Origin of the sequence: Acidovorax sp., from assembly GCF_047607405.1 — a bacterium.
Taxonomy (GTDB): Bacteria; Pseudomonadota; Gammaproteobacteria; order Burkholderiales; family Burkholderiaceae_C; genus Acidovorax.
In genome coordinates, this window is the sequence record NZ_JASGDA010000037.1 from 39,097 (window position 1) to 62,268 (window position 23,172).

The 23,172-nt window shown below is 68.6% G+C and carries 18 protein-coding genes and 1 pseudogene; 9 read left to right on the forward strand and 10 right to left on the reverse strand.

Annotated elements, in window-relative coordinates:
• Positions 1 to 3 precede the first annotated feature (3 nt).
• Complete coding sequence (locus QM569_RS04595) at positions 4 to 3,414, reverse strand: DUF2126 domain-containing protein (protein WP_414986048.1); 3,411 nt, start codon at positions 3,412 to 3,414, stop codon at positions 4 to 6.
• A 72-nt stretch (positions 3,415 to 3,486) separates the two neighbouring features.
• On the opposite strand from QM569_RS04595, the gene QM569_RS04600 reads away from it, so the two are divergent.
• The gene (locus QM569_RS04600; RefSeq protein ID WP_414986049.1) at positions 3,487 to 4,212 is read left to right on the forward strand and encodes an alpha/beta fold hydrolase; all 726 of its coding nucleotides are present in this window, start codon (positions 3,487 to 3,489) and stop codon (positions 4,210 to 4,212) included.
• 49 nt (positions 4,213 to 4,261) lie between these two features.
• On the opposite strand, the gene QM569_RS04605 is transcribed toward QM569_RS04600, so the two are convergent.
• The gene (locus QM569_RS04605; protein ID WP_414986050.1) at positions 4,262 to 4,696 is read right to left on the reverse strand and encodes a type II toxin-antitoxin system VapC family toxin; all 435 of its coding nucleotides are present in this window, start codon (positions 4,694 to 4,696) and stop codon (positions 4,262 to 4,264) included.
• The gene (locus QM569_RS04610; RefSeq protein WP_414986051.1) at positions 4,693 to 5,004 is read right to left on the reverse strand and encodes a type II toxin-antitoxin system Phd/YefM family antitoxin; all 312 of its coding nucleotides are present in this window, start codon (positions 5,002 to 5,004) and stop codon (positions 4,693 to 4,695) included. The genes QM569_RS04605 and QM569_RS04610 overlap by 4 nt, the downstream gene beginning before the upstream one ends.
• Positions 5,005 to 5,115: 111 nt before the next feature.
• Here QM569_RS04610 and QM569_RS04615 point away from each other — a divergent pair, with 111 nt between their 5' ends.
• Together QM569_RS04615 and pabB are read left to right on the forward strand one after the other, a co-directional pair.
• Positions 5,116 to 5,412, forward strand: coding sequence for a helix-turn-helix domain-containing protein (locus tag QM569_RS04615; RefSeq protein WP_414986072.1), 297 nt, complete (start codon positions 5,116 to 5,118; stop codon positions 5,410 to 5,412).
• Between the two features lie 88 nt (positions 5,413 to 5,500).
• Positions 5,501 to 7,291 carry an aminodeoxychorismate synthase component I gene (pabB, locus tag QM569_RS04620; protein ID WP_414986052.1) on the forward strand — a complete coding sequence of 597 codons (1,791 nt, stop codon included), beginning with the start codon at positions 5,501 to 5,503 and terminating at the stop codon, positions 7,289 to 7,291.
• A gap of 73 nt (positions 7,292 to 7,364) precedes the next feature.
• Here the strand turns inward: pabB and QM569_RS04625 are convergent, their stop codons facing one another.
• Entirely contained in the window at positions 7,365 to 8,189 is an 825-nt protein-coding gene (locus QM569_RS04625; protein ID WP_414986053.1) for a segregation and condensation protein A, read from the reverse strand.
• A gap of 83 nt (positions 8,190 to 8,272) precedes the next feature.
• Positions 8,273 to 8,479 carry a DUF3460 family protein gene (locus QM569_RS04630; RefSeq protein ID WP_414986054.1) on the reverse strand — a complete coding sequence of 69 codons (207 nt, stop codon included), beginning with the start codon at positions 8,477 to 8,479 and terminating at the stop codon, positions 8,273 to 8,275.
• A gap of 52 nt (positions 8,480 to 8,531) precedes the next feature.
• Between QM569_RS04630 and QM569_RS04635 the strand changes: the two genes are divergently transcribed.
• Positions 8,532 to 9,035 carry an outer membrane protein assembly factor BamE gene (locus QM569_RS04635; protein ID WP_414986073.1) on the forward strand — a complete coding sequence of 168 codons (504 nt, stop codon included), beginning with the start codon at positions 8,532 to 8,534 and terminating at the stop codon, positions 9,033 to 9,035.
• A 36-nt stretch (positions 9,036 to 9,071) separates the two neighbouring features.
• Positions 9,072 to 9,704, forward strand: a complete 633-nt coding sequence (locus tag QM569_RS04640; RefSeq protein ID WP_414986055.1) for a YitT family protein — start codon at positions 9,072 to 9,074, stop codon at positions 9,702 to 9,704.
• 515 nt (positions 9,705 to 10,219) lie between these two features.
• Here QM569_RS04640 and QM569_RS04645 read toward each other — a convergent pair.
• From QM569_RS04645 to QM569_RS04665, 5 genes and pseudogenes are all read right to left on the reverse strand, one after another.
• On the reverse strand, positions 10,220 to 11,176 hold the full coding sequence (locus QM569_RS04645) for a hypothetical protein (RefSeq protein WP_414986056.1): 957 nt from the start codon (positions 11,174 to 11,176) through the stop codon (positions 10,220 to 10,222).
• Positions 11,177 to 11,196: 20 nt separating this feature from the next.
• Entirely contained in the window at positions 11,197 to 13,284 is a 2,088-nt protein-coding gene (gene metG / locus QM569_RS04650) for a methionine--tRNA ligase (RefSeq protein ID WP_414986057.1), read from the reverse strand.
• 140 nt (positions 13,285 to 13,424) lie between these two features.
• Entirely contained in the window at positions 13,425 to 14,396 is a 972-nt protein-coding gene (locus QM569_RS04655; protein WP_414986074.1) for a Bug family tripartite tricarboxylate transporter substrate binding protein, read from the reverse strand.
• Positions 14,397 to 14,460: 64 nt separating this feature from the next.
• Positions 14,461 to 16,155: pseudogene (locus QM569_RS04660) on the reverse strand (diguanylate cyclase domain-containing protein); the annotation flags it as partial.
• Between the two features lie 7 nt (positions 16,156 to 16,162).
• Positions 16,163 to 17,425 (reverse strand): patatin-like phospholipase family protein, encoded by a 1,263-nt coding sequence (locus tag QM569_RS04665; protein ID WP_414986058.1) that lies wholly within the window; start codon positions 17,423 to 17,425, stop codon positions 16,163 to 16,165.
• A gap of 75 nt (positions 17,426 to 17,500) precedes the next feature.
• Here QM569_RS04665 and apbC point away from each other — a divergent pair, with 75 nt between their 5' ends.
• The 4 genes from apbC (at position 17,501) to QM569_RS04685 (ending at position 23,112) form a co-directional block, all read left to right on the forward strand.
• Positions 17,501 to 18,592, forward strand: coding sequence for an iron-sulfur cluster carrier protein ApbC (gene apbC, locus QM569_RS04670; RefSeq protein ID WP_414986059.1), 1,092 nt, complete (start codon positions 17,501 to 17,503; stop codon positions 18,590 to 18,592).
• A 129-nt stretch (positions 18,593 to 18,721) separates the two neighbouring features.
• Positions 18,722 to 19,666, forward strand: coding sequence for a LysR family transcriptional regulator (locus QM569_RS04675; RefSeq protein ID WP_414986060.1), 945 nt, complete (start codon positions 18,722 to 18,724; stop codon positions 19,664 to 19,666).
• Between the two features lie 220 nt (positions 19,667 to 19,886).
• On the forward strand, positions 19,887 to 21,572 hold the full coding sequence (locus tag QM569_RS04680; protein WP_414986061.1) for an OFA family MFS transporter: 1,686 nt from the start codon (positions 19,887 to 19,889) through the stop codon (positions 21,570 to 21,572).
• A 13-nt stretch (positions 21,573 to 21,585) separates the two neighbouring features.
• Positions 21,586 to 23,112 (forward strand): methyl-accepting chemotaxis protein, encoded by a 1,527-nt coding sequence (locus QM569_RS04685; protein ID WP_414986062.1) that lies wholly within the window; start codon positions 21,586 to 21,588, stop codon positions 23,110 to 23,112.
• Positions 23,113 to 23,172: the final 60 nt, after the last annotated feature.

Below are 23,172 nucleotides of genomic sequence, written 5' to 3' on the forward strand. Positions count from 1 at the left end.
TACTCAAGGTCTCATCTTGCGCCGCAGGTCCAGGGTGAACGGGAATTCGCGGCTGCCCGGCAGCGCGATGGTGGCGGGCGGCACGGACAGCGGCCCGGGCGTGTGGCCCATGCGGAAGAAGCGCGCCAGGCGGCGGCTCTCGGCCTCGTAGGCGTTGACCGGGAAGGTGGTGTAGTTGCGCCCGCCCGGGTGCGCCACGTGGTACTGGCAGCCGCCGAGCGACTTGTTCATCCAGGTGTCCACGATGTCGAAGGCGAGCGGCGCGTGTACGCCGATGCTGGGGTGCAGGGCGCTGGGCGGGTTCCACGCCTTGTAGCGCACGCCCGCGACGAACTCGCCCTGCGTGCCCGTGGGCTGCAGGGGCAGGGGCTCGCCGTTCACGGTGACCACGTAGCGGCTTTCGTTGAGGCCGGTCACGCGCACCTCGATGCGCTCCAGCGACGAGTCCACGTAGCGCACGGTGCCGCCCACGGCGCCTTCCTCGCCCATCACGTGCCAGGGCTCCAGGGCGCTGCGCAGGGTCAGTTCGATGCCCATGGACTGCACCGCGCCGATGAGCGGGAAGCGGAACTCGAAGTGCGGCGCGAACCATGCCGGGTCGAAGGCGTAGCCCGCCGCGTTCATCTCGGCCAGCACGTCGTGCAGGTCTTGCTGGATGAAGGCGGGCAGCATCCAGCGGTCGTGCAGCTCGGTGCCCCAGCGGGCGGCGGGGGCTGCGTACGGCGCGTTCCAGAAGCGGGCGATGAGGGCGCGCAGCAGCAACTGCTGCACCACGCTCATGCGGGCGTGCGGCGGCATCTCGAAGGCGCGCAGCTCCAGGAGGCCCAGGCGGCCCGTGGCGGAGTCGGGCGAGTACATCTTGTCGATGGAAAACTCGCTGCGGTGGGTGTTGCCCGTCACGTCGATGAGGATGTTGCGCAGGGTGCGGTCCACCAGCCAGGGCGGCATGTCCTGGCCGTAGCGGGCGCGGTTCTCGCGGATTTCGCGCAGGGCGATTTCCAGCTCGTACAGCTGGTCGTTGCGCGCTTCATCGACACGCGGCGCCTGGCTGGTGGGGCCAATGAACAGGCCGCTGAACAGATAGCTCAAGCTGGGGTGGTTGTGCCAGTACAGCAGCAGGCTGGCCAGCAGCTCGGGGCGGCGCAGGAAGGGCGAGTCGGCGGGCGTGGCCCCGCCCATCACGAAGTGGTTGCCGCCGCCGGTGCCGGTGTGGCGGCCGTCGGTCATGAACTTCTCGGCCGACAGGCGCGTCTCCCAGGCCGCGTGGTACAGGAACTCGGTGTGCTGCACCAGCTCGTTCCAGTGGCTGGCGGGGTGGATGTTCACCTCGATCACGCCCGGGTCGGGCGTGACCTGCAGCAGCTTCAGGCGCGCGTCGCGCGGCGGCGGGTAGCCTTCCAGCACGATCTTGACGCCCAGCTCCTCGGCCGTGGCCTCGACGGCGGCGAGCAGGTCCAGGTATTCCTCCAGCCGCGCCAGCGGGGGCATGAAGACGTAGAGCACGCCGGACTTTTCGCCCTGCTGCTCGGCCTTGGGGCCGTTGGCGCGGCGCGGGTCGCGCGCTTCCACGCACAGCGCGGTGCGGGTGAGGTCGTGGGCCGATGCGAAGCGCGCGGGCTGCGCGGGCGCGGGGCCGCTGTGGCTGGTTTGGAACACGCGCCGCGCCTGCGCGGGCTGCGGCGCCGCCTGCTGCGCGTAGCGTGCCTGCAGTGCGTCGGCAGCGGGCAGCGGCTGCAGCGGCGCGGTGGGGTCTTGCGCAATCAGGTAGGGGTAATCGGCCTGGCTCACCCAGGGCAGGCTGTCGAGCGGCAGGCGGTAGCCCATGGGCGAGTCGCCGGGCACCAGGTACATGCGTTCGTCGCGGAAGAACCACGGCCCCGTGCTCCAGATGCCGTCGCCCGGCTGCAGCGGCAGCACGTAGCCGACCACGCTGTCGAGCTTCTGCTCGAACACGCGGCGCAGGCGGGCGCGCTCCAGCTCGTCGTCCAGCCGGGCGTCGAACGGGTCCACGTTGACAGGCAGGCGGCGTTCGCGCCAGAGGTAATAGAACACGTCCTCGTAGCCGGGCCGGATGTAGCGGTCCGTCAGGCCCAGCTTGCGCGACAGCGTGTGGATGAAGCGGTGCGCGTCCTCGCTGGTGTAGTGCGAGGGGTTGCGCTCGTCGGCGAAGAGGTCGGGGTTGCGCCACGTGGGCTGGCCGTCCGCGCGCCAGCAGATGGACAGTGCCCAGCGCGGCAGCTGCTCGCCCGGGTACCACTTGCCCTGGCCGAAGTGCAGAAAGCCGCCCTGGCCGTATTCGGCACGCAGCTTGTGGACGAGTTCGGTGGCGTAGCCGCGCTTGGTGGGCCCGAGCGCGTCGGTGTTCCATTCGGGCGCGTCGCGGTCGGAGACGGCCACGAAGGTCGGCTCGCCGCCCATGGTCAGGCGCACGTCGCCCGCCGTCAGGTCAGCGTCCACCTGCTCGCCCAGGGCCAGCACGGCCTGCCACTGGTCGTCGGTGTAGGGCTTGGTCACGCGGGGCGATTCGTAGATGCGCGTCACGCGCATTTCGTGGGCGAACTCCACCTCGGCCTCGTCCACCAGGCCCTCGATGGGTGCGGCGCTCGACGGCTGCGGCGTGCAGGCCAGCGGGATGTGGCCCTCGCCCGCGAGCAGGCCGCTGGTGGCGTCCAGCCCGATCCAGCCCGCGCCGGGCAGATAGACCTCGCACCAGGCGTGCAGGTCGGTGAAGTCCACCTCGGTGCCGCTCGGGCCGTCCAGCGCCTTCACGTCGGGCGCAAGCTGGATCAAATAGCCCGACACGAAGCGCGCCGCCAGCCCCAGGTGGCGCAGCAGCTGCACCAGCAGCCAGCCGGAGTCACGGCACGAGCCGCTGGATTTTTGCAGCGTCTCCTCGGGCGTCTGCACGCCGGGCTCCAGGCGGATGAGGTACTTGATGTCCTGCGCCACCTGCTGGTTGAGCTGGACCAGGAAGTCGATGGTGCGCTGCCCTTTCTGCCCCATCTGGCGGTTGATCTTGTCCAGGTAGCGCTTGAGCAGCGGCGTCATCGGCCCGGGCGAGAGATAGGGCGTGAGTTCCTGCCGCAGCGCCTTGCGGTACTTGAAAGGCACGTGCTCGGCCTCCGGCTCCAGGAAGAAGTCGAAGGGGTTATAGACCGCCATCTCGACGACCAGGTCCACCGTGACCTTGAACGCGCGCGTCTTCTCGGGGAAGACCAGCCGCGCCTGGTAGTTGGCGAACGGGTCCTGCTGCCAGTTGATGAAGTGCTGCTCTGGCTCGACCTTCAGCGAGTACGCAATGACGTTGCTGCGGCAGTGCGGCGCGGGCCGCAGACGCACGGTTTGCGGCCCCAGGCCCACGGGCCGGTCGTACTGATAATGGGTGACGTGGTGGAGTGCGGCATGGATAGGCATATGCGGTGCATGCTAGCAAGTCCCGAGCCATCGCGGGCGAATTTCAGCCTGCACCAAATTGGTGATTTCTAAATGCTTTCTCTGCAACCTCAACTCGTGCTCCTGCCCGGCCTGGCCGCCGACGACCGCATGTGGCGCGGCGTGCTGCCCCTGCTGCCCGCCGCGCTGCGGCCCACGGTGGCCACGGCCCACCAGGATGCGTCGCTGCACTCGCTGCAGGACATCGCCGCGCAACTGCTGGCGCGGCATGCGGGGCCGCTGGTGCTGGCGGGCGCATCCATGGGCGGCATGGTCGCCATGGAAGCCGCGCGCCAGGCGCCCGGGCGCCTGGCGGGCCTGGCCCTGCTGGGCACCACGGCCCGGCCCGAGACAGCGGAGATGCGCGCCCTGCGCGAATCGGCCATCGCGTTGTTCGAGCAAGGCCGCGTGCGCGAGGTGATCGAGCCCAACGTGGCCTTGGCCTTCCACCCCGCCAACGCCGCCCGGCCCGAGCTGGTGCAGGCGTACCTCGACTTTGTTTTGGACGCAGGCGCGGCGCAGCTCATCCGCCAGAACCGCGCCGTCATCCACCGGCCCGACGCGCGCCTGCACCTGCCCCGCGTGGCCTGCCGCACGCTGGTGGTGTGCGGCGAAGCCGACCAGCTCACGCCGCCCGAATGCTCCCGGGAGCTCGCCGCCCTGGTACACGGCGCCGAGCTGCACGTGCTACCCGACTGCGGCCACATGCTGACCATGGAGCAGCCCGAGGCAGTCGGCCAATTGCTGCTGCGGTGGCTGGATGCCCTGCAGGCCGGGTGATGATCAAATGCTCATCTTTCAATAGCTACCAGCGCTTTCTGGATAAGCGCTAGAGGCCGATTTTGCCCCAAGGATTGACGAGAGCCACGCCCGTTTTGGCATAACCGCCCGCATCCCGCGACACCACCGCCAGCCCATGGTGCATGGCCGTCGCGGCAATGATCAGATCGGGCTGCGGGAAGGTATGGCCCACGCTGCGCCCTTCCTCCACCAGCAGCCGCCACTTGAACATCACGTCTTCGCTCACAGGCAGCACCCGGCCCTCGAACATGGGGCGCAGTTGCAGATTCAGCCAATCGGTGAGCGCAGCGCGCTTGTGCAGGTCGTCCACCCGCTCGATGCCGAAGCGGATTTCGGCAAAGGTCACGGTGCTGACGAACAGGCTCTCCAGCGGCTGCGCGCTGACAAAAGCCACCACCTGGGGTTCAGGCCGGGGCCGCCGCAATTCAGACAGGACGTTGGTGTCGAGCAGAAAGCCCTTCACAGCGCCACGTCACGCACCGGCGCGGCCACGGGTGCGGCCACCACAAGCTCCACATCCCGGCAGGGCGATGCGGCCAGTACATCCACCAGCGCCTGGCCCGTGCGCTCCCCTTGCAGGCGGCGGAAGTCCTCCGCCGCAATCACCACGACCTCATCGCGCCCATGCACCGTCACATGCTGCGGCCCGTCGCTGCGCACGCGCCGCACCAACTCGCTGAAACGCGCCTTGGCGTCTTGAAGCAGCCAATGCCCCGGCGGCGGAGCGGGGCGCTGGGGTGGTGAGGTTCTGAGCTCTGAAAATCTAGTCATGCAGACTAGATTAGCATGCCCGCCCGAACGCGGCAAGTTATCACCGGCATTGCCCGGACATCCCTTGGTTGCTCAGTTCCGCCGTGAACATCTTTCCTCGCACGGTGGCACATCCGCGCTCGCCGGTTGCAGGCCGGGCTGTCGCAAGACCAGTTGTCCGAACTGCTGGACGTAGGCCCGGAAGCCGTCTCGCGCATGGAGCGCGGCGTGGTCATGCTGACCATTCCCCGGCTGGTGGAATTGTCCAATGCGCTGAACTGCCCCGTCGAAGCCTTCATCCCCCGCGTCAGCGGCTCCACACAATCAGGCGCCAACGAGATCGCCCGCATGCTCAAGCCGCTGAACAAGAAGGACGTGCAGTTCGTTATGGATATCCTGGAGCGCACCTGCATCCACCTGGCTTCGTGAATGGAAGCCAGGAGATAATCAATCACTCCTCTTTCAATAGCTGCTAGCAATTGCCACACAAGCGCTAGGGGCCAGTTTCATTTGCGAAGTGACCACGGCCCGCATCGACTTCACCCAGCCGCTGGACCCCGCCGCTCCGCGCCTGCGCCATGCCTTCGCGGCCCCGCTGCAGGTGCTGGCGGCGCATGAGATTCATGAAGTGCGCGGCGTGCTGCAGGCTGTGTACGCCGCCGCGCAGCAGGGCCGCTGGTGCGTGGGTTACGTGTGCTACGAGGCCGCGCCCGCGTTCGATGCCGCCTTGCGCGTACACGCCGCCGACGGCCCGCTGGCCTGGTTCGCCGTGTACGAGACGCCCGCCCCCTGGCCTGACGGTGTGGAGCAAGGCAGCGCCCAGGTGCATTGGCAGGGCGGCCACGACCGCGCCGCGTTCGACGCCGCCCTGGCCCGCATCCAGCAGGCCATTGCGGCGGGCGAGCTGTACCAGGTCAACCACACCGCGCCGCTGGCGGGCACGCTGCAAGGCAGCCCCGCCGCCCTGTTCGCCGCGCTGCAACGCGCCCAGCCGGGCGGCTACGCGGCGCACATCGACGCGGGCGATGAGCAGGTGCTCTCCGTCTCGCCCGAGCTGTTCTTCGACTGGCGCGAAGACGCAGAAGGCGGCGACATCCTGGCCCGCCCCATGAAGGGCACGGCCCCGCGCGGCGCCACGCCCGGCGAGGACGCGCGCCAGTCCGTGTACCTGCGCACGGCGCCCAAGGAGCGGGCCGAGAACGTGATGATCGTGGACTTGCTGCGCAACGACCTCTCGCGCATCGCCCAGCCGCACAGCGTGCGCGTGCCCGCGCTCTTCGCCACTGAAAAACTGCCGACCGTGTGGCAGATGACATCCGACGTGCGGGCGCGCACGCGCCAGGGCACCACCCTGGCCGACGTGTTCACAGCGCTGTTCCCCTGCGGCTCCGTCACCGGCGCGCCCAAGGTGCGCGCCATGCAGCTCATCCATGCGCTGGAGCCCGCGCCGCGCGGCGTGTACTGCGGCGCCGTGGGCGTGGTGCGGCCGCACGGCGCGGCGGACGGCGCCACCGGCCTGCACCGCGTGGCCGCCACCTTCAACGTGCCCATCCGCACCGTGGTGCTGCGCGCAGATGCCGCCACCTGCGGCATCGGCAGCGGCATCACATCGGGCGCCCAACCGCAGGCAGAATGGCAGGAATGGGCGACGAAGCGCGCCTTCGTGGAGCGTGCCAGCATGCCGTTCGAAATCCTGGAAACCCTTGCGCTGCACGATGGCAAGCTGCAGCACACCGACCTGCACGTGCAGCGCATGGGTGATGCGGCGGCGCATTTCGGCTACCCCTGGAACGCCCACGCCGTGCGGCAGGAACTGCAGATCGCCGTGCTGCAGCACCTGTCCGGCGACTGGCGCGTGCGCCTGCTGCTGGCCGCCGACGGCGGCGCGCGCACCGAGGCGTTGGCGCTGCAGCCCACCGCCGGGCCCGTGCGCCTGCGCCTGGCCGACAAGCCTTTCGAGGCCGCGCACGGCGAGTTCGTGCGCTACAAGACCACGCGCCGCGAGCACTACGCGGCCTTCGCGCCCGCGCCGGGCTCCGGCGTGTTCGACACCGTGCTGTGGAACGAGGCTGGCGAGATCACCGAAGGCACCTTCGGCAACATCGCCGCCTGCATCGATGGCCGCTGGGTGACCCCGCCCCTGTCATCGGGCCTGCTGCCCGGCGTGGGCCGCGCCGTGGCGCTGCGCGAGGGGCGGGTGGTGGAAGCCGTGCTGCGTTTGGAAGACGCGCCGCGCGTGGCGCAGTGGGCCTTCGTGAACAGCCTGCGCGGGTGGCTGGCGGCGGAGCTGGTGCTATCAAATAAATAGCTTTTGGCGCTTGATGGATAAGCGCTACAGGCCCATTTGATGCATCGGTCCAGCGCGCAAAGGTCAAAAAAACCTATGTGGGCGTGTACGCCAGCCGCACGTAGATGGGCGCGAACGCCTCGGCCTGGGTGATCTCGATCAGCGTCTCCTTCGCCAGCTCCAGCAGCGCGATGAAGGTCACTACCAGCACGGTGCTGCCCTTCTCGGGCTCGAACAGCTCCTCGAACTCGACGAAGCGGCGGCCCTGCAGCGTCTTGAGCACCATGCTCATGTATTCGCGCACGCTCAGTTCCTCGCGGGTGATCTTGTGGTGCTGCACGAGCTTGGCGCGCTTCAGGATGTCGCGCCACGCCTCTTGCAGTTCCACCACGTGTACGTCCGGGAAGCGCGGCTGCAGGCTCTGCTCGATATAGACCTGCGCCTTCAAGAAGTCGCGCCCGTACTGCGGCAGGTGCGACAGGCGCATCGCCGCCAGCTTCATCTGCTCGTATTCGAGCAGGCGGCGCACCAGCTCGGCGCGCGGGTCCTCGGGCTCCTCGCCGCCTTCCTGCTTCTTGGGCGGCAGCAGCATGCGCGACTTGATCTCGATCAGCATGGCCGCCATCAGCAGGTACTCGGCCGCCAGCTCCAGGTTGCGGCTGCGGATCTCATCGACATAGGCCAGGTACTGGCGCGTGACGCCCACCATGGGGATGTCCAGGATGTTGAAGTTCTGCTTGCGGATCAGGTACAGCAGCAGGTCCAGCGGGCCTTCAAAAGCCTCCAGGAAGACTTCCAGCGCGTCGGGCGGGATGTACAGGTCGGTGGGCAGCGCAAACAGCGGCTCGCCGTACAGGCGCGCGATCGCCACCTGGTCCACCACGTCGGGCATGCCGCTGGCGTCGCTCTCCGTGGTCATGTGTTGCTATTGAATAAATAGCTGCCAGCGCTTGCTGGATAAGCGCTGGAGGCCGATTTGACCATTAATAATCAACCCATCCATCAGTCCGCGTTGGTCTGATAGACGTAGGGCTTTTGCGCGACCTGGGCGGCGCGGTATTCGCCCCAGATGCTGCGGTCCACCTTCTTGTCCCACAGCAGGGCGCGGCCCGCCTGCTGCTGCTGGTCCAGCTCGGGCTTTTGGCGCTTGAGCTGGTTGATGAACTGCGTGGTGTCGGACTGGTAGTCGGGGCGGCGGAAGATGGACATGACTGTTAACCTCTGAATCGTCTGGATTTTACCGGGAGCCCCCATGGCCTTGATGAAACACCGCGCCGCCGCCATCGTGCTGGCCACGCTTGCCTTCGCCCTCACCGCCTGCGACCCGCAGCGCATCAGCGAGCTTCAGCCCGGCGTCTCCACCGAGGCCGACGTGCGCGACCGCTTCGGCGTGCCCGAGAACGTGTGGGACGAGCCCGGCGGCGCCCGCACGCTCGAATACAACCGCCAGCCTGCGGGCCAGGTCAACTACATGATCACCATCGGCCCCGACGGCAAGCTGACCGCCGTGCGCCAGGTGCTCACGCCCGAGAACTTCGCCCGCGTACAGCCCGGCATGGGCATGGACGCCGTGCGCCGCCTGCTGGGCAAGCCCGCCAAGGTCACGCCCTACGAGCTCAAGCGCGAGACGCACGCCGACTGGCGCTTTGCGCAGGCGCCCAACCAGCCCAAGCTGTTCACCGTGGTCTATGGCGCGGACCACACGGTGCTGCGCACCCAGACCGGCGACGACCTGGAAGCGCCGGAGATGAAGGGTGGTCGATAGCTGCCGATTGGCGCGCTGCTTGCTTGCCCCGGAGCCATGCCAGAAGACGCCGCCGCATCGCCGCCATCGCCGCCATCCCTGCGCCACGGCGCGTTCGAGGACGCGCAGGCGCTGTTCGCGGGCACGCTGTTCGTCGCCATGGCGCTCATGCTGTTCAACCAGGCGGGGCTGCTGGTGGGCGGCACGGCGGGGGTGGCGTTCTTGCTGCACTACGTCACCGGCGTCTCGTTCGGCAAGCTGTTCTTCGTGGTCAACCTGCCGTTCTACTGGTTCGCCTGGACGCGCATGGGGCGCGAGTTCACGGTCAAGACCTTTGTCTGCGTGGGTTTGTTGTCGCTGCTCACCGAGCTGTTCCCGCACGTGATGCACGTGGACTACCTCAACCCGCTGTTCGCCTCGCTGCTGGGCGGGCTGCTGCTCGGCACGGGCTGCCTGTTCCTGGCGCGGCACCGCTCCAGCCTGGGCGGGGCCACGGTCGTGTCGCTGTACCTGCAAAGCCGCTACGGCATTCGGGCGGGCAAGGTGCAGATGGCGATCGACGGCACGGTGGTGCTGCTGGCGCTGTTCGTCGTGCCGGTGGAGCGGGTGGCGTATTCGGTGCTGGCGGTGCTGGTGATGAGCGGGTTCTTGTGGATCAGCCACCGGCCTGGGCGGTATGTGGGGCATTGAGTTTTGACTCAAATCGGGCTGTAGCGCTTATGCAGCAAGCACAGGCAGCTATCTTTTTTGATTACTGCCGGGTGTTTGGGGGCCGTATGCCGGGACTCGCCCCGGCGGGCGACCTACTTTCTTGCCGCGCGGCAAGAAAGTAGGCAAAGAAACGCGCCCCACGTCTGCGACCCCTTCGCTGCGCTACGGGGCAAACCTGCGGCGGGGCGGTTGCGGGGTGCGCTGTAGAACTCACTGCGCGCCTGCGGCGCTCCGTTCAAACAACTACAGCGAGTCAGATCACGAAGCATGGGCGCTGCGACGCCCATGCCACCCCGCAACCGCCCCGCCGCAGGCGCAGCCTCAAGGGGGCGGGGGCAAGCCGGGCCATCGCTGCGCTCGGCCTGGCTCTCGCGGCGCGAGGCGCCTGCGCTGGGTGGGGGTGGCAACGGTATCCAAATACCTGGAAGCCTTCAAAAAAGATAGCTGCTTGCGCTTTCTGCGTAAGCGCTACAGGCGGATTGGATGTGCAACGCTCACATCAGTCGCTGCAAATGATCCTTCAGCGTTTGCAGGTTCACGAAGCTCAATTCGTACATGGCGCTCAGGCCTGCGGCCTGTTCCTGGGTCAGATCGGCAGAGCAGATCAGGAAGCGGCTGCGGTCCACGTCCAGGCGTTTGCGTAGGCGCAGGTATTTGTCGATGTCCCGACGGAACTCGCCGCTCTTGCATTCGATGCAGATCGGGGGCTGGCCTGTGGGCAGGCACACCACGTCCAGCTCGTGCAGGTCTTCGTTGGGAAACACCACCTTGACGCCGCGCGCGCACGAAAAGCCCGCCGCCCGCTCGCGCGCATGCTCCAGCAGGCACATCAGCGCGTACCACTCCAGCCAGCCGCCGTCGAAGAACTGGCGCACGGCTGGCGCGGTTTGCAAGGTCAGGCGCACGATCTTTTCGGGCTTCTGGTAGTGGTAGCGCGCAAAGAACGTGTGCTCGTAGAGCTGGCGGCACAACTGGTTGATGGCCTGCGCATCCTTCTGCGGCAGCTTGCCCAGTTCCAGGTTCACCCAGCTATGGCTCTTGCGGTAAGCAAAGCGCACGCGGTCGATCAGTTCGCCAAAAAGCGCGTAGTTGTCGCCCAGCCGCTGGGCGGCATCGTCGAAGAAGCCGCTGGTATCGACGTTGGCGTAGTCGAATTGCGCTTCGATCTTGCGTGCGGCAAACCATTGCAGCAACGGCGCATGCTGCTCGGCGCTTGTCAGGGCGCCGGGGGACGCGGGCGCAGGGTGGGGCGCGGCCGCCTCGGCGGCGGCTTTTAGCGTCTGTAGCTCGCGCGTGGCGATGGTCAGCCGCTTGACCAGTTCCTCGACGAAATACACCGTGCCATAGACGGTGCTGGGCGTGCCGCAACGCCCGCAGGCCGCCTGGGTGTTGATGGGTGTCTGTGCGTCTTCGCAAACGAAGCCGCATTTTTTGCAACGGTAGATCGGCATGCGCGCAAGCCTCGGCGTCGTCAACGCACCCGCATCCCCGGCTGCGCGCCCGGCCACGGGTTGAGCACGTAGATGCCGGGGTTCGCCTTCTCGTCCCCATGGCTCGCCGCCAGCACCATGCCTTCGCTCACGCCGAACTTCATCTTGCGCGGCGCCAGGTTGGCGACCATTACCGTGTGCTTGCCGATCAGATCCTCGGACTTGTAGCAGCTTGCGATGCCGCTGAACACGTTGCGGTGGCGGCCCTCGCCCACGTCCAGCGTCAGGCGCAGCAGCTTGGTGGAGCCCTCGACCGGCTCGCAGTTCACGATCAGCGCGATGCGCAGGTCGATCTTGGCGAAGTCGTCGATGGTGATGGTGTCCGCGATGGCCTCGCCGCCCGGGTTTGCTACGGTTTCGGTAGCTGCTGGCGCTTGGCTGGCGGGCGCTGGGGGCTCAAACAATGCATCGAGCTGCTCAGGCGTCACGCGCTGCATCAGGTGCTTGTATTCACCGATCTGGTGGCCTGCGCCCAGCGGTTTTGCCACGTCGTCGAAGCCCTCGGGCGGCACGATGAGGAAGTGGGCCACCTCGGCCGCCACCTGGGGCAGGATGGGCTTCAGGTACAGGGTGAGGATGCGGAACGCCTCGATGCAGGTGGAGCAGACCTGGTGCAGGCGCGTCTCCATGCCGTCCTGCTTGGCCAGCTCCCACGGCTTGTTGGCATCGACATAGGCGTTCACCCGGTCGCACAGCAGCATGGTTTCGCGCACGGCGCGCGCGGTGTCGCGGGCCTCGTAGGCGGCGACGAGGGCGGCGTTCTGCGCGCGCAGGTGTACCAGCAGCGCCTGGCCGTCCGCATCGGCCTCGGCCAGCTTGCCGCCGAAGCGCTTGTGGATGAAGCCTGCGGCGCGTGACGCGATGTTGACGTACTTGCCGATCAGGTCGGCGTTCACGCGCGCCAGAAAGTCGTCGCGGTTGAAGTCGATGTCTTCGTTCTTGCCGTTGAGCTTGGCGCCCAGGTAGTAGCGCAGCCACTCGGGGTTCATGCCCAGCGCCAGGTACTTGAGCGGGTCCAGGCCCGTGCCCCGGCTCTTGCTCATCTTCTCGCCGTTGTTCACGGTCAGAAAGCCGTGTACGCAGACCTTGGTGGGCGTCTTGCGGCCGCTGAACTTCAGCATGGCGGGCCAGAACAGCGTGTGGAAGGTGATGATGTCCTTGCCGATGAAGTGGTACTGCTCCACGGCGGGGTCGGCCATGTAGGCGTCGTAGTCCTCGCCGCGCCGGGTCATCAGCTCCTTGAGCGAGGCGAGGTAGCCCACGGGCGCGTCCAGCCACACGTAGAAGTACTTGCCGGGCGCATCGGGGATCTCGATGCCGAAGTAGGGCGCGTCGCGGCTGATGTCCCAGTCGTCCAGGCCGGTGCTGGTGGTTCCATCGGGGTTGGTGCGCGTGCCGAACCATTCCTTGATCTTGGCGGCCACCTCGGGCTGCACGTGCTGGCCGTTCTGCGTCCACTCGGTCAGGAACGCCACGCAGCGCGGGTCGGAGAGCTTGAAGAAGAAGTGTTCCGACGTTTTCAGCACCGGCTTGGAGCCCGACAGCGACGAGTACGGGTTGATGAGGTCGGTGGGCGCATAGACGGAGCTGCACACCTCGCAGTTGTCGCCATACTGGTCCTTGGCGTGGCAGCGCGGGCACTCGCCCTTGATGAAACGGTCGGGCAGGAACATGTTCTTCTCGGGGTCGAAGAACTGCTCGATGGTGCGCGTCTCGATGAAGCCGGCTTTCTTCAGGTCCAGGTAGATCTGCTGCGACAGCGCGTGGTTCTCGGGGCTGTCGGTGTTGCTCCAGTTGTCGAAGGCGATGTGAAAGCCGTCCAGGTACTGCCGGCGCCCGGCGGCGATGTCGGCCACGAACTGCTGGGGCGTCTTGCCCGCCTTTTCGGCGGCGATCATGATGGGCGCGCCGTGCGCGTCGTCCGCGCCCACGAAGTTCACCGTGTTGCCCTGCATGCGCTGGGCGCGCACCCAGGTGTCGGCCTGGATGTATTCCAGGATGTGGCCGATGTGGAAGTTGCCGTTGGCGTAGGGCAGGGCGGTGGTGACGAAAAGCTTGCGTGCGGTCATGGCGGTGTTTTTCTGCGCGGAACCCGCAATTTTAGTGGACGCGCCAAAACGCAGGGTTTGAAGCGTTTTTGGCCTCTAGCCCATATGTGGCGGGCACTGGTAGCTATAAAATCAGTAGCGTTGACAGAGGCTCCCCCCTGCTATTGCCGGGGAATGCCCGCGCGCTGGATCACGCTGCTCCAGCGCTGGATTTCGCTGGCCAGCAGCGCGGCCAGTTGCTCGGGTGTGCCGCCGTGCGGCTGCACGCCCAGGCTGGCCAGGCGCTGCTTCACGTCGGGTGCTGCGAGGGCGGCGTTCACGTCCTTGTTCAGCCGGGCGATGACGGCGGGCGGCGTCCTGGCGGGCGCGGCCAGCGCGTTCCACGACGTGACGTTGTAGCCCTTGGCCGCCGGGTCGCTGTCGGCCACGGTCGGCACACCGGGCAGTTCGGGGACTGGCCTGTCGCCCATCACCGCCAGCGCGCGCAGCGCCTTGCCGCTGATCTGGGCCACCACGGGCGCGAGGATTTCCACCGCCGCGTCCACCTGGCCGCCGCGCAGCGCGTTCAGCACGGCGCCCGAGCCGTTGAAGGGCACGACCTGCACGTCGATGCCCAGCGTGGTCTTGAGCAGCTCCGCCGCGAGGTGCTGCGTGCTGCCGATGGCGATGGTGCCGATGTTGAGCTTGCCCGGCTGGGCCTTGGCCTGGGCGATCAGCTCCTTCATCGAGCGGATGGGGCTCTCGTGGGCCACCAGCACGGCCAGGTCGAAGGTGCCGAGCAGGACGACGGGCGCGAAGTCCTTGGTGGCGCTGTAGGGCAGCGACTTGAACAGCCCCTCGCTGACCGCACTGGCGTTGGACATGAGCAGCAGCGTCAGCCCGTCGGGCGCGGCCTGCGCCACGGTGGTGGCGGCCACCACGCCGCCCGCGCCGGGTTTGTTGTCGATGACGACGGGCTGGCCCGTGGCGTCGGCCATCCTCGTGGCCACGCTGCGCGCCGTGAGGTCGGCCACGCCGCCGGGGCCGAAGGGCACGACGATGCGCAGGGGCTGGCTGGCGGCCCGGGCGTGCGGCAGGAGCCAGGGCACGGCGGCAGCGGCCAGCAGCGTGCCGGAAAAGCGTCTTCTTTGCATGGCGTCGTCTCCAGGTCAGTGTCAGTGTCAGCGTCAGCGTCAGCGTCAGCGCGGCGGCCCTTTTGTGGCGGTACATGTCCTCGTCGGCGTGCTTGAGCAGGGCCTGGGCGTTCTGGCCGTCGCGCGGGTACAGGGCGTGGCCCACGGCGGCGCCCACGCTCACGGCCTCGCCAGCGGGCACGCCTTCCAGCGTGGTCAGCGCGGGCGCGAGCGCGGCCGCGATGTGCTCGCGCACGGTCTGCGCCTTGGCGTCCTCGTCCACGCCGTGCAGCACGGCCACGAACTCGTCGCCGCCCAGGCGCGCCAGCATGTCGTTGGCGCGCAGCTGGCCGCGCAGGCGCTGCGCCACTTCGGCCAGGGCGCGGTCGCCGTTGTCGTGGCCCCAGCGGTCGTTCAGCGGCTTGAAGCGGTTCAGGTCGATGAACAGCAGGGCAAAGGGCATGGCGGCCTGCCCCGCAGGCCGGGGCTGCGTGAGCGTGGCCAGGATGTGCTGCAGCGCGCTGCGGTTGGCCACGCCGGTGAGCGGGTCGGTGAACAGGCTGTGCCGCATGTGGTGGAAGTTGTTGGCCAGCTCGCCGATCTCGTCGTTGCGCTGCACGTGGATGGGCGTGTGGATGTCGCCTTCGCCCACGCGGCGCACGGCCTGGGTGAGCGAGTGCATGTCCCTGGCGACGCCGCCAAAGATGCGCAGCCCCAGGGCCAGCGCCAGCCCCAGCGCCAGCAGGCCCAGCGCGGCCACCAGCACCACGTCGCGGCGGATGCCCGCGAGCATGTCGTCGCGCGGCAGGGCGACGACGGCCATCCAGTGCAGGCCCGCGTCGTCGGCCACGCGGTGGTAGGCGATCTGTATGGGGTGGCCGCTGGCGTCGTTGAACAGGGCGGTGCCGCTGGCCTGGTGGAACAGCGGGCTCAGTTGCGCGTACACGGCGGCGACGAGCGCGTCGCCGCTGGTGGCGGCGTTGACGCGCTCGGGCCGGGCGTCGCCGGTCTGCCGGATGTTGGGCATGTCCGACGCGGCGATCACCGCGCCGTCGCGCTCCAGCACGAAGGCCCGCCCGCCGGTCGGCAGCGGCAGGCCGCGCATGAACTGCTGCAGCGCGTGCAGCGACACATCGACAGCGGCCACGCCCTCGAACGCGCCCTCGGGCGAAGCCACGCGGCGGGCCAGGGTCATCACCAGGTCCTTGGAGCTGAAGTCGATGTACACCGGCGTCCACACCGGCCCGCTGGCGGCGCGCGCCTGCTGGAACCAGGGGCGGGTGCGCGGGTCGAACAGCGTGGCCTCGGTGGACAACGGCACGGGCGCGGCGCTGATGCCGTCGAGCCGGTAGTAGCGGCGGTGGGCGGCGGCCTCGATCTTCAGGCGCAGCTCGCCCAGGTCCGGGCCACGGCGCATCACCGCTACATTCTGGCCCGCCAGGTTGCCGTAATAGACGTAGCTGCCGCCCTGGCCGCCGATGGTGGTGGCGGCCCACAGGCGCATGCGCAGCTCGGGCAGGCCGGGGGTGATGTCGGGCTCCATGGGCTGCCCGTCGGGGACGGCGGCTTCCAGCGCGGCGCCCGCGCCCTGCACGTGCCAGGCCACGTTCTGGCCGATGCGCGCGGCCATCTCCGTCATGAGCTGCTGCGACAGCGTGGTCACCGTCTTGCTGCCCATCCAGTACCACAGCACGCCCAGCGTGCCCGTGAGCAGCGCGATCAGCATCACGAAGGGCAGCACCAGGGAGAGCTTGAGCGAGGAACGTTTGTGCGCTTGCATGGGCGGGTCAGTCGGAGGCAGAGGTTAGCGCACTCGTGTGTACCTCGGGCCAGCCGAAGAAGCGGCACACCTCGGCGCGCATCGCCAGCGTGTCGGCGCGGCCCAGGGCCATTAGCTCCTGGGTGTAGCCGGACTCGAACAGCAGGTAGCTCGCCAGCGCCGCGCCGCGCACGTCGGCCATGTCGGACGTGACGCCCAGGGCGCCCAGCAGGGTGCGCACGGGGCCGGGCAGCTCGCCCACGTGGCGCGCGGCCACCGCGTCCAGGCGCTGCGATGGCGCGATGACCAGCAGCTCGATGGGGCGCAGGCTGCTCAGGGCGCGCGCCTCGGCGGGGATGAGCGACAGCGTCTGGTTGATGCGCTGCACGCGCTCCACGTCCACCGACAGCGCGTCCAGGAAGATGTTGGACAGCGCGTGCCCCGCGATCTGCGCGAGCGACGGGTAGCCGGGCGTGGGCTGGGCCGTGGCGTCGCCCCGGGGCTCGTGCATGCGGCCCGCGCCGATCACCAGCACGCGCTCGGCCCCCAGGTGGATGGCGGGCGCGATGGGCGCGGACTGGCGCATGGAGCCGTCGCCGAAGTATTCGGTGCGCCCGTCCACCGTGATGCCCTTGGCCGGGAAGATGAAGGGAATGGCCGAGGACGCGAGCAGGTGCTCGTGCGTGATGCGGTCGCAGGCGGCCCTGCGCTGCGAGCGCACCCAGGGCTTGACGGGTGCGGCCGACTCGAAGAACGTGACGTGCTCGCCCGAGCTGTAGCTCGACGCCGTGACGGCCAGCGCCGTCAGGTGCCCCTTGCGGATGAGCCGGGGCAGGCGCACCAGGGGCACCATCTTGACCAGCAGCTTCTCCAGCGGCGTGTTGTCCAGCAGCGAATGCGGCCGCATGCGCCGCCAGCGCGCCAGCGCCCAGCCCATGGACAGCAGCGTGAGCCAGCGCGCCCCGCTGCGCATGACCGAGAGCGAGTCGGCCCCATAGACCTGCGTGGCGCGGAACTGGCTCCACACCCGCGCCATGCGGCGCACGGCGCGGTCGAAGTGGTCGGCCCCGCAGGCCAGCGCCGCCGCGTTGATGGCGCCCGCCGACGTGCCGGTGATGATGGGAAAGGGGTTGGGCCCGTGGCCCTGGCCGCAGGCGTTGCGGATGTCGGCAATGGCCTGCAGCACGCCCACCTGGTAGGCGGCCCGGGCGCCGCCGCCGGTCAGCAGCAGGCCCGTGGCGCGCGGCGGGGCGCCGTCAGTGGCTGCGGCTGGGGAGGGTGCGAAAGGCATCGATGGCGGGAAGGTGCGTTGTACCGAGTGTGGAATGCCCCGAGGGCAGTTGCGCATTGTCCTAGACTCGCTGCCATGCCAATTACCGAACAAGCACTTCTGACCGCGCTGTCCAGCGTGCAGGACCCGCACACGGGCCAGGATTTCGTCAGCACCCGCGCGCTGCGCAACCTGCGCATCGAAGGCAGCAGCGTCGCCTTCGACGTGGAAATGGGCTACCCCGCCAACAGCCTCGTGCCCGCGCTGCGCAGCGCATTCACCGCCGCCGCGCAGGCCGTGCCGGGCGTGGGGGACGTGTCGGTCACCTTCTCCAGCAAGGTCGTCGCCCACGCCGTGCAGCGCGGCGTGCAACTGCTGCCGGGCGTGAAGAACGTCATCGCCGTGGCCTCGGGCAAGGGCGGCGTGGGCAAGAGCACCACCGCCGTCAATCTGGCGCTGGCCCTGGCGGCCGAAGGCGCCAACGTGGGCCTGCTGGACGCCGACATCTACGGCCCCAGCCAGCCCACCATGACCGGCACCTCGGGCCCGCCCGAGAGCCTGGACGGCAAGACCATGGAGCCCCAGCGCGCCTTGGGCCTGCAGATCAACTCCATCGGCTTCCTGGTCAAGGAGGAGCAGGCCATGATCTGGCGCGGCCCCATGGCCAGCCAGGCGCTGGAGCAGCTCATCACGCAGACGCGCTGGGACAACCTGGACTACCTCATCGTGGACATGCCCCCGGGCACCGGCGACGTGCAGCTCACCCTGGCGCAGAAGGTGCCGGTCACTGGCGCGGTGATCGTGACCACGCCGCAGGACATCGCGCTCATCGACGCCCGCAAGGGCATCACCATGTTCCAGAAGGTGGGCATTCCCATCCTGGGCATCGTGGAGAACATGGCCGTACACGTGTGCAGCAACTGCGGCCACGTCGAGCACATCTTCGGCGCCGACGGCGGCAAGCACCTGGCCGCCGCCAACGGCATGGACTACCTGGGCGCGCTGCCGCTGGCCCTGTCCATCCGCGAGCAGGCCGACAGCGGCCGCCCCACCGTGGCGACCGACCCCGAGGGCGAGGTGGCCGCGCTCTACAAGGCCATTGCCCGCACCGTGGCCGTGAAGGTGGCGCAGCAGGCCAAGGATTTTTCGAGCAGGTTTCCGACGATCACGGTGAGCAAGAACACCTGAGTTAGCTATTGAATTTGTAGCTGCCAGTGATTGATGGATAAGCGCTGGAGGCCAAAAAGACCCATATTCCTTGCCCAGCGATGCTGGATGGAATAATTCTTTTTTATACCCCGAACCCCCACATCCTCCATGAACCTGCTGGCCGCGCTGCGCTACCTCGTCGCGCTTGACGAACACCGCCACTTCGGGCGCGCGGCGCAGGCTTGCCACATCACGCAGCCCGCGCTGTCGAATGCGCTGCGGGCGCTGGAGCAGGAGTTCGGCGCGGTCATCGTGCAGCGCGGGCGCTCGTTCGAGGGCCTGACGCACGAGGGCGAGGCGGTGCTGGCCACCGCGCGGCGCATGCTGCGCGACAACGAGGTGCTGCGCCAGGAGCTGCGCAGCACGGAGGCGTCGCCGCAGGGCCGCCTGCGCCTGGCGGCCGTGCCCACGGCCATGCCGCTTTTGGCGCGCTTTGCCGCCACGCTGCAGGCGCGGCACCCGGGCATCGTGCCGGTGATGCTGTCGATGAGTTCGCGGGACCTGGAGCAGGGGCTGGACGATCTCTCGCTGGACCTGGCGCTGGGCTACTCCGAGCGCATGCAGGCGCAGCGCGTGGGCCTGCGCTCGTGGCCGCAGTGCATCGAGCGCTACTACCTGCTGCAGCGCGCCCGCACGCCGTCGCCCGAGCACCTGGCGATCGGCCCGCCCGTGACCTGGGCCGAGGCGGCGCGCCGTCCGCTGGTGCTGCTCACGCCCGACATGCACAACCGCGCCATCATCGACGCGGCCCTGCGCGAAACGGGCCTGCCGCTCGCGCCCGCGATCGAGACCAACGCGGTGCTGCCGCTGGTGCTCACCGTGCTGGCGGGTGACGTGTGCAGCGTGATGCCCGGCGCAATGGTGGCGGCGGTGCGCAGCGAGCGCACGCTCGAAGCCCTGCCCCTGGTGGAACCTGACGTGCGCACGCCCATCGGTTTCATGACGCAGCGCGGGCCACGCGTCTCGCGCGCCTTGCAGGCGGCGCTGGCCCTGCTGGACGCCGACGCCTGGAAGAACCAGTTGGCGATCCACTGCGGCGATCTGCCGGAATAGAAGCTGGAAGCACACACCTCCCCGAGGCCCCGCAGCCCTTGCGCGGCGGCACTGGCTGCGGTCGTGCCGGGTTTCAGCGCTGCCCGCCTCGTCATTCAATTATTGAATCGACCCATATGCTGATTCAATTTGACGCATCCGTTACCGGCAAAGACACTGCGCCACCCTTTGACATGGCTCAAACGGCTCGCATTCAACACCACAGGACGGGAGAATTTTCATGACCACTTCTTCGGCAGGCGCCGCCGTCGCGCCCGTGACCGACTCTGCGGGAACGCCGGGTTTCCTGGACAAGGAACGCATCATCGCGGGCCCTGGCTTCAACCGCTGGCTGGTGCCGCCGGCCGCCCTGGCCATCCATCTGTGCATCGGCATGGCCTATGGCTTCTCGGTGTTCTGGCTGCCGCTGTCCAAGGCGCTGCAGACGGCAGGCACGGGCGCTGCCTGCGGCAAGGACGTGGGTTTCTTCGCCCAGCTCTTCACCACCCAGTGCGACTGGAGCGTGGCCACGCTGGGCTGGATGTACACCCTGTTCTTCGTGTTCCTGGGCTGCTCGGCCGCCATCTGGGGCGGCTGGCTGGAGCGCGCCGGCCCGCGCAAGGCCGGCGTGGTGTCGGCCCTGTGCTGGTGCGGCGGCATGCTGTTCTCGGCGCTGGGCATCTACACCCACCAGTTCTGGATGATGATCCTGGGCTCGGGCGTGATCGGCGGCATCGGCCTGGGGCTGGGCTACATCTCGCCCGTGTCCACGCTCATCAAGTGGTTCCCCGACCGGCGCGGCATGGCCACGGGCATGGCCATCATGGGCTTCGGCGGCGGCGCGATGATCGGCTCGCCCCTGGCGGTGGACCTGATGAAGTCCTTCGCCACGCCCACCGACGTGGGCGTGATGCAGACCTTCGTGGTCATGGCGCTCGTTTACTTCGTCTTCATGATGGCTGGCGCGCTGGGCTACCGCGTGCCGCCCAGCGGCTGGAAGCCCGAAGGCTGGACGCCGCCCGCCGCGCAAACCTCCAACGCCATGATCACCCAGCGCCACGTACACGTGAAGAAGGTCTGGGGCATTCCGCAGTTCTGGCTGGTGTGGGTCGTGCTGTGCATGAACGTGTCGGCCGGCATCGGCGTGCTGGGCATGGCCAGCCCCATGCTGCAGGAGGTGTTCGGCGGCGGACTGGTGGGCATCGGCAAGAAGTTCACCGAACTCAGCAAGGAAGAGCTGGCCGCCATCGCAGCGGTAGCTGGCGGCTTCACGGCGCTGCTGTCGCTGTTCAACATCGGCGGGCGCTTCTTCTGGGCCAGCCTGTCGGACAAGCTGGGCCGCAAGCTCACCTACACCGTGTTCTTCATCCTCGGCGGCCTGCTGTACTTCAGCATCCCCTCGTCGGCCAGCGCGGGCAGCAAGCTGCTGTTCGTGGGCGCGTTCTGCATCATCCTGTCGATGTACGGCGGCGGCTTTGCCACGGTGCCGGCCTACCTGGCCGACCTGTTCGGCACGCAGATGGTGGGTGCCATCCACGGTCGACTGCTCACGGCCTGGGCCACGGCGGGCATCCTGGGTCCGGTGGTGGTGAACTACATGCGCGAGTACCAGCTGGGCCTGGGCCTGCCGCGCGAGCAGGTCTATAACCAGACCATGTACATCCTGGTGGGCATGCTGGTCATCGGCCTGATCGCCAACCTGCTGGTGCGCCCGGTGGCCGACAAGTGGTTCATGAGCGACGAGGAACTGGCCCACGAGAAGAAGCTGGCGCACGAAAAATCGCTGGCGGCCGAGGTGGGCTCGGGCACGGGGGCGGGCAGCACCACCAGCCCGGTACTGGTGGCATTCGCCTGGGCTGCGGTGGGCATTCCCCTGGCCTACGGCATCTACAAGACCCTGGTGAGCGCTGCCAAGTTCTTCCAGTAGGGGTCGGGGCGCCATGGTGCTGCCGGGCTCCCTTCATCGCCGGATCAATTCTGCGGCGGCGCGGTTCGCCGCCGAGCATGCGGGCCGCTTCACGCTCGAACCACCGCAGCAGGGCGCCTCGCAGGTGCCGCTGCTGCGTTGCGGCGGGCGGCTGCTGAACGGCGACTTCTCGGTGGCCGACCGCTTTACCGCGCAGACGGGCGTGCGTGCCACCGTGTTCGCCCGGCAGGGCAGCGACTTCGTGCGCGTGGCCACCTCGGTGCGAAAGCAGGACGGCGAGCGCGCGGTGGGCACGCTGCTCGACCGCTCCCACCCGGCCTACGCCAGCCTGCTGGCGGGGCGGGCCTATCAGGGCTACGCCACGGTGTTCGGTCGGCAGAACATGACCCGCTACGACCCGGTGCGCGACGCGTCGGGCCAGGTGGTGGGCGTGCTCTATGTGGGCCTGGATGTCAGCGAGATACCCGCGTTGAGCCTGGCCGCTCGGCTGGCCCTGTCGGTGCTGGCTGGGCAGTCGCTGCTGGCGGTGCTGGCCTGGCTGGTGCTTGGGCCGCTGCCCGCAGCCTGGATGGCTGCGGTGGCGGCGCTGCCGCTGCTGGGCGCGGCGCTGGTCTATGGCATGGTGCGGCGGGGCATTGCGCAACCGGTGGCCTACGGGCGCGCGGCGGCGCAGCGCATCGCCGCTGGCGACCTCACCACCCAGATGCACGTGGACCGCCGCGACGAGGTGGGGCAGCTGTTGCAGGCCATCAACGGCATCGGTGTCGGCCTGGCCGGGCTGGTGGGCAACGTGCGGCACGGCGCGGACGGGCTGCGCCTGTCCACCAGCGAGATCGCGGCGGGCAACAGCGACCTGGCCGCGCGCACCGAGCGGCAGGCCGGCGAGGTCAACAGCACCGCCTCGGCGCTGGAGCAACTCACCGCCACGGTAGGGCAGAACGCCGAGCACGCCCGGCGCGTCAACGGGCTGATGGGCGCGGTGTCGCAGGCGGTCGGGCACAGCGGCGCTGCCGTGGACCGGGTCGTCGCCACCATGGGCGACATCCGCGAGGGAGCGCACCGCATCCGCGACATCATCGGCATCATCGACGGCATCGCCTTCCAGACCAACATCCTGGCGCTGAACGCTGCCGTGGAGGCTGCCCGTGCGGGCGAGCAGGGCCGGGGCTTCGCGGTGGTGGCTGGCGAGGTGCGGGCGCTGGCGCAGCGCTCGGGCGGCGCGGCGCGGGAGATCCGGGGCCTCATCGCAGCGTCCGTCGAGCGGGTGGACGCGGGCGGTGGCCTGGTGGATGAAGCGCGCCAGTCCATGCAGGGCATCGCCCATTCGATCGCCGAGGTCACGCGCCTGATCGAAGGCATAGCTGCCGCGAGCAGCCAGCAGAGCAGCGGTATCGACGGCATCCACCAGAGCGTCGCCCACATCGAGCAGATGACCCAGCAGAACGCCGCGCTGGTGGAGGAGGCTGCGGCCGCCGCCCTGCGCATGCGCGAGCAGGCCGCAGCCCTGGCCGACGCGGCGTCCACCTTCAAAACGCCTTAGCATGGGGCGCTGCGGAACCCCGCGCGGTCCTTGGGTCCACCCGCCCCTTTCGCCGTTCGT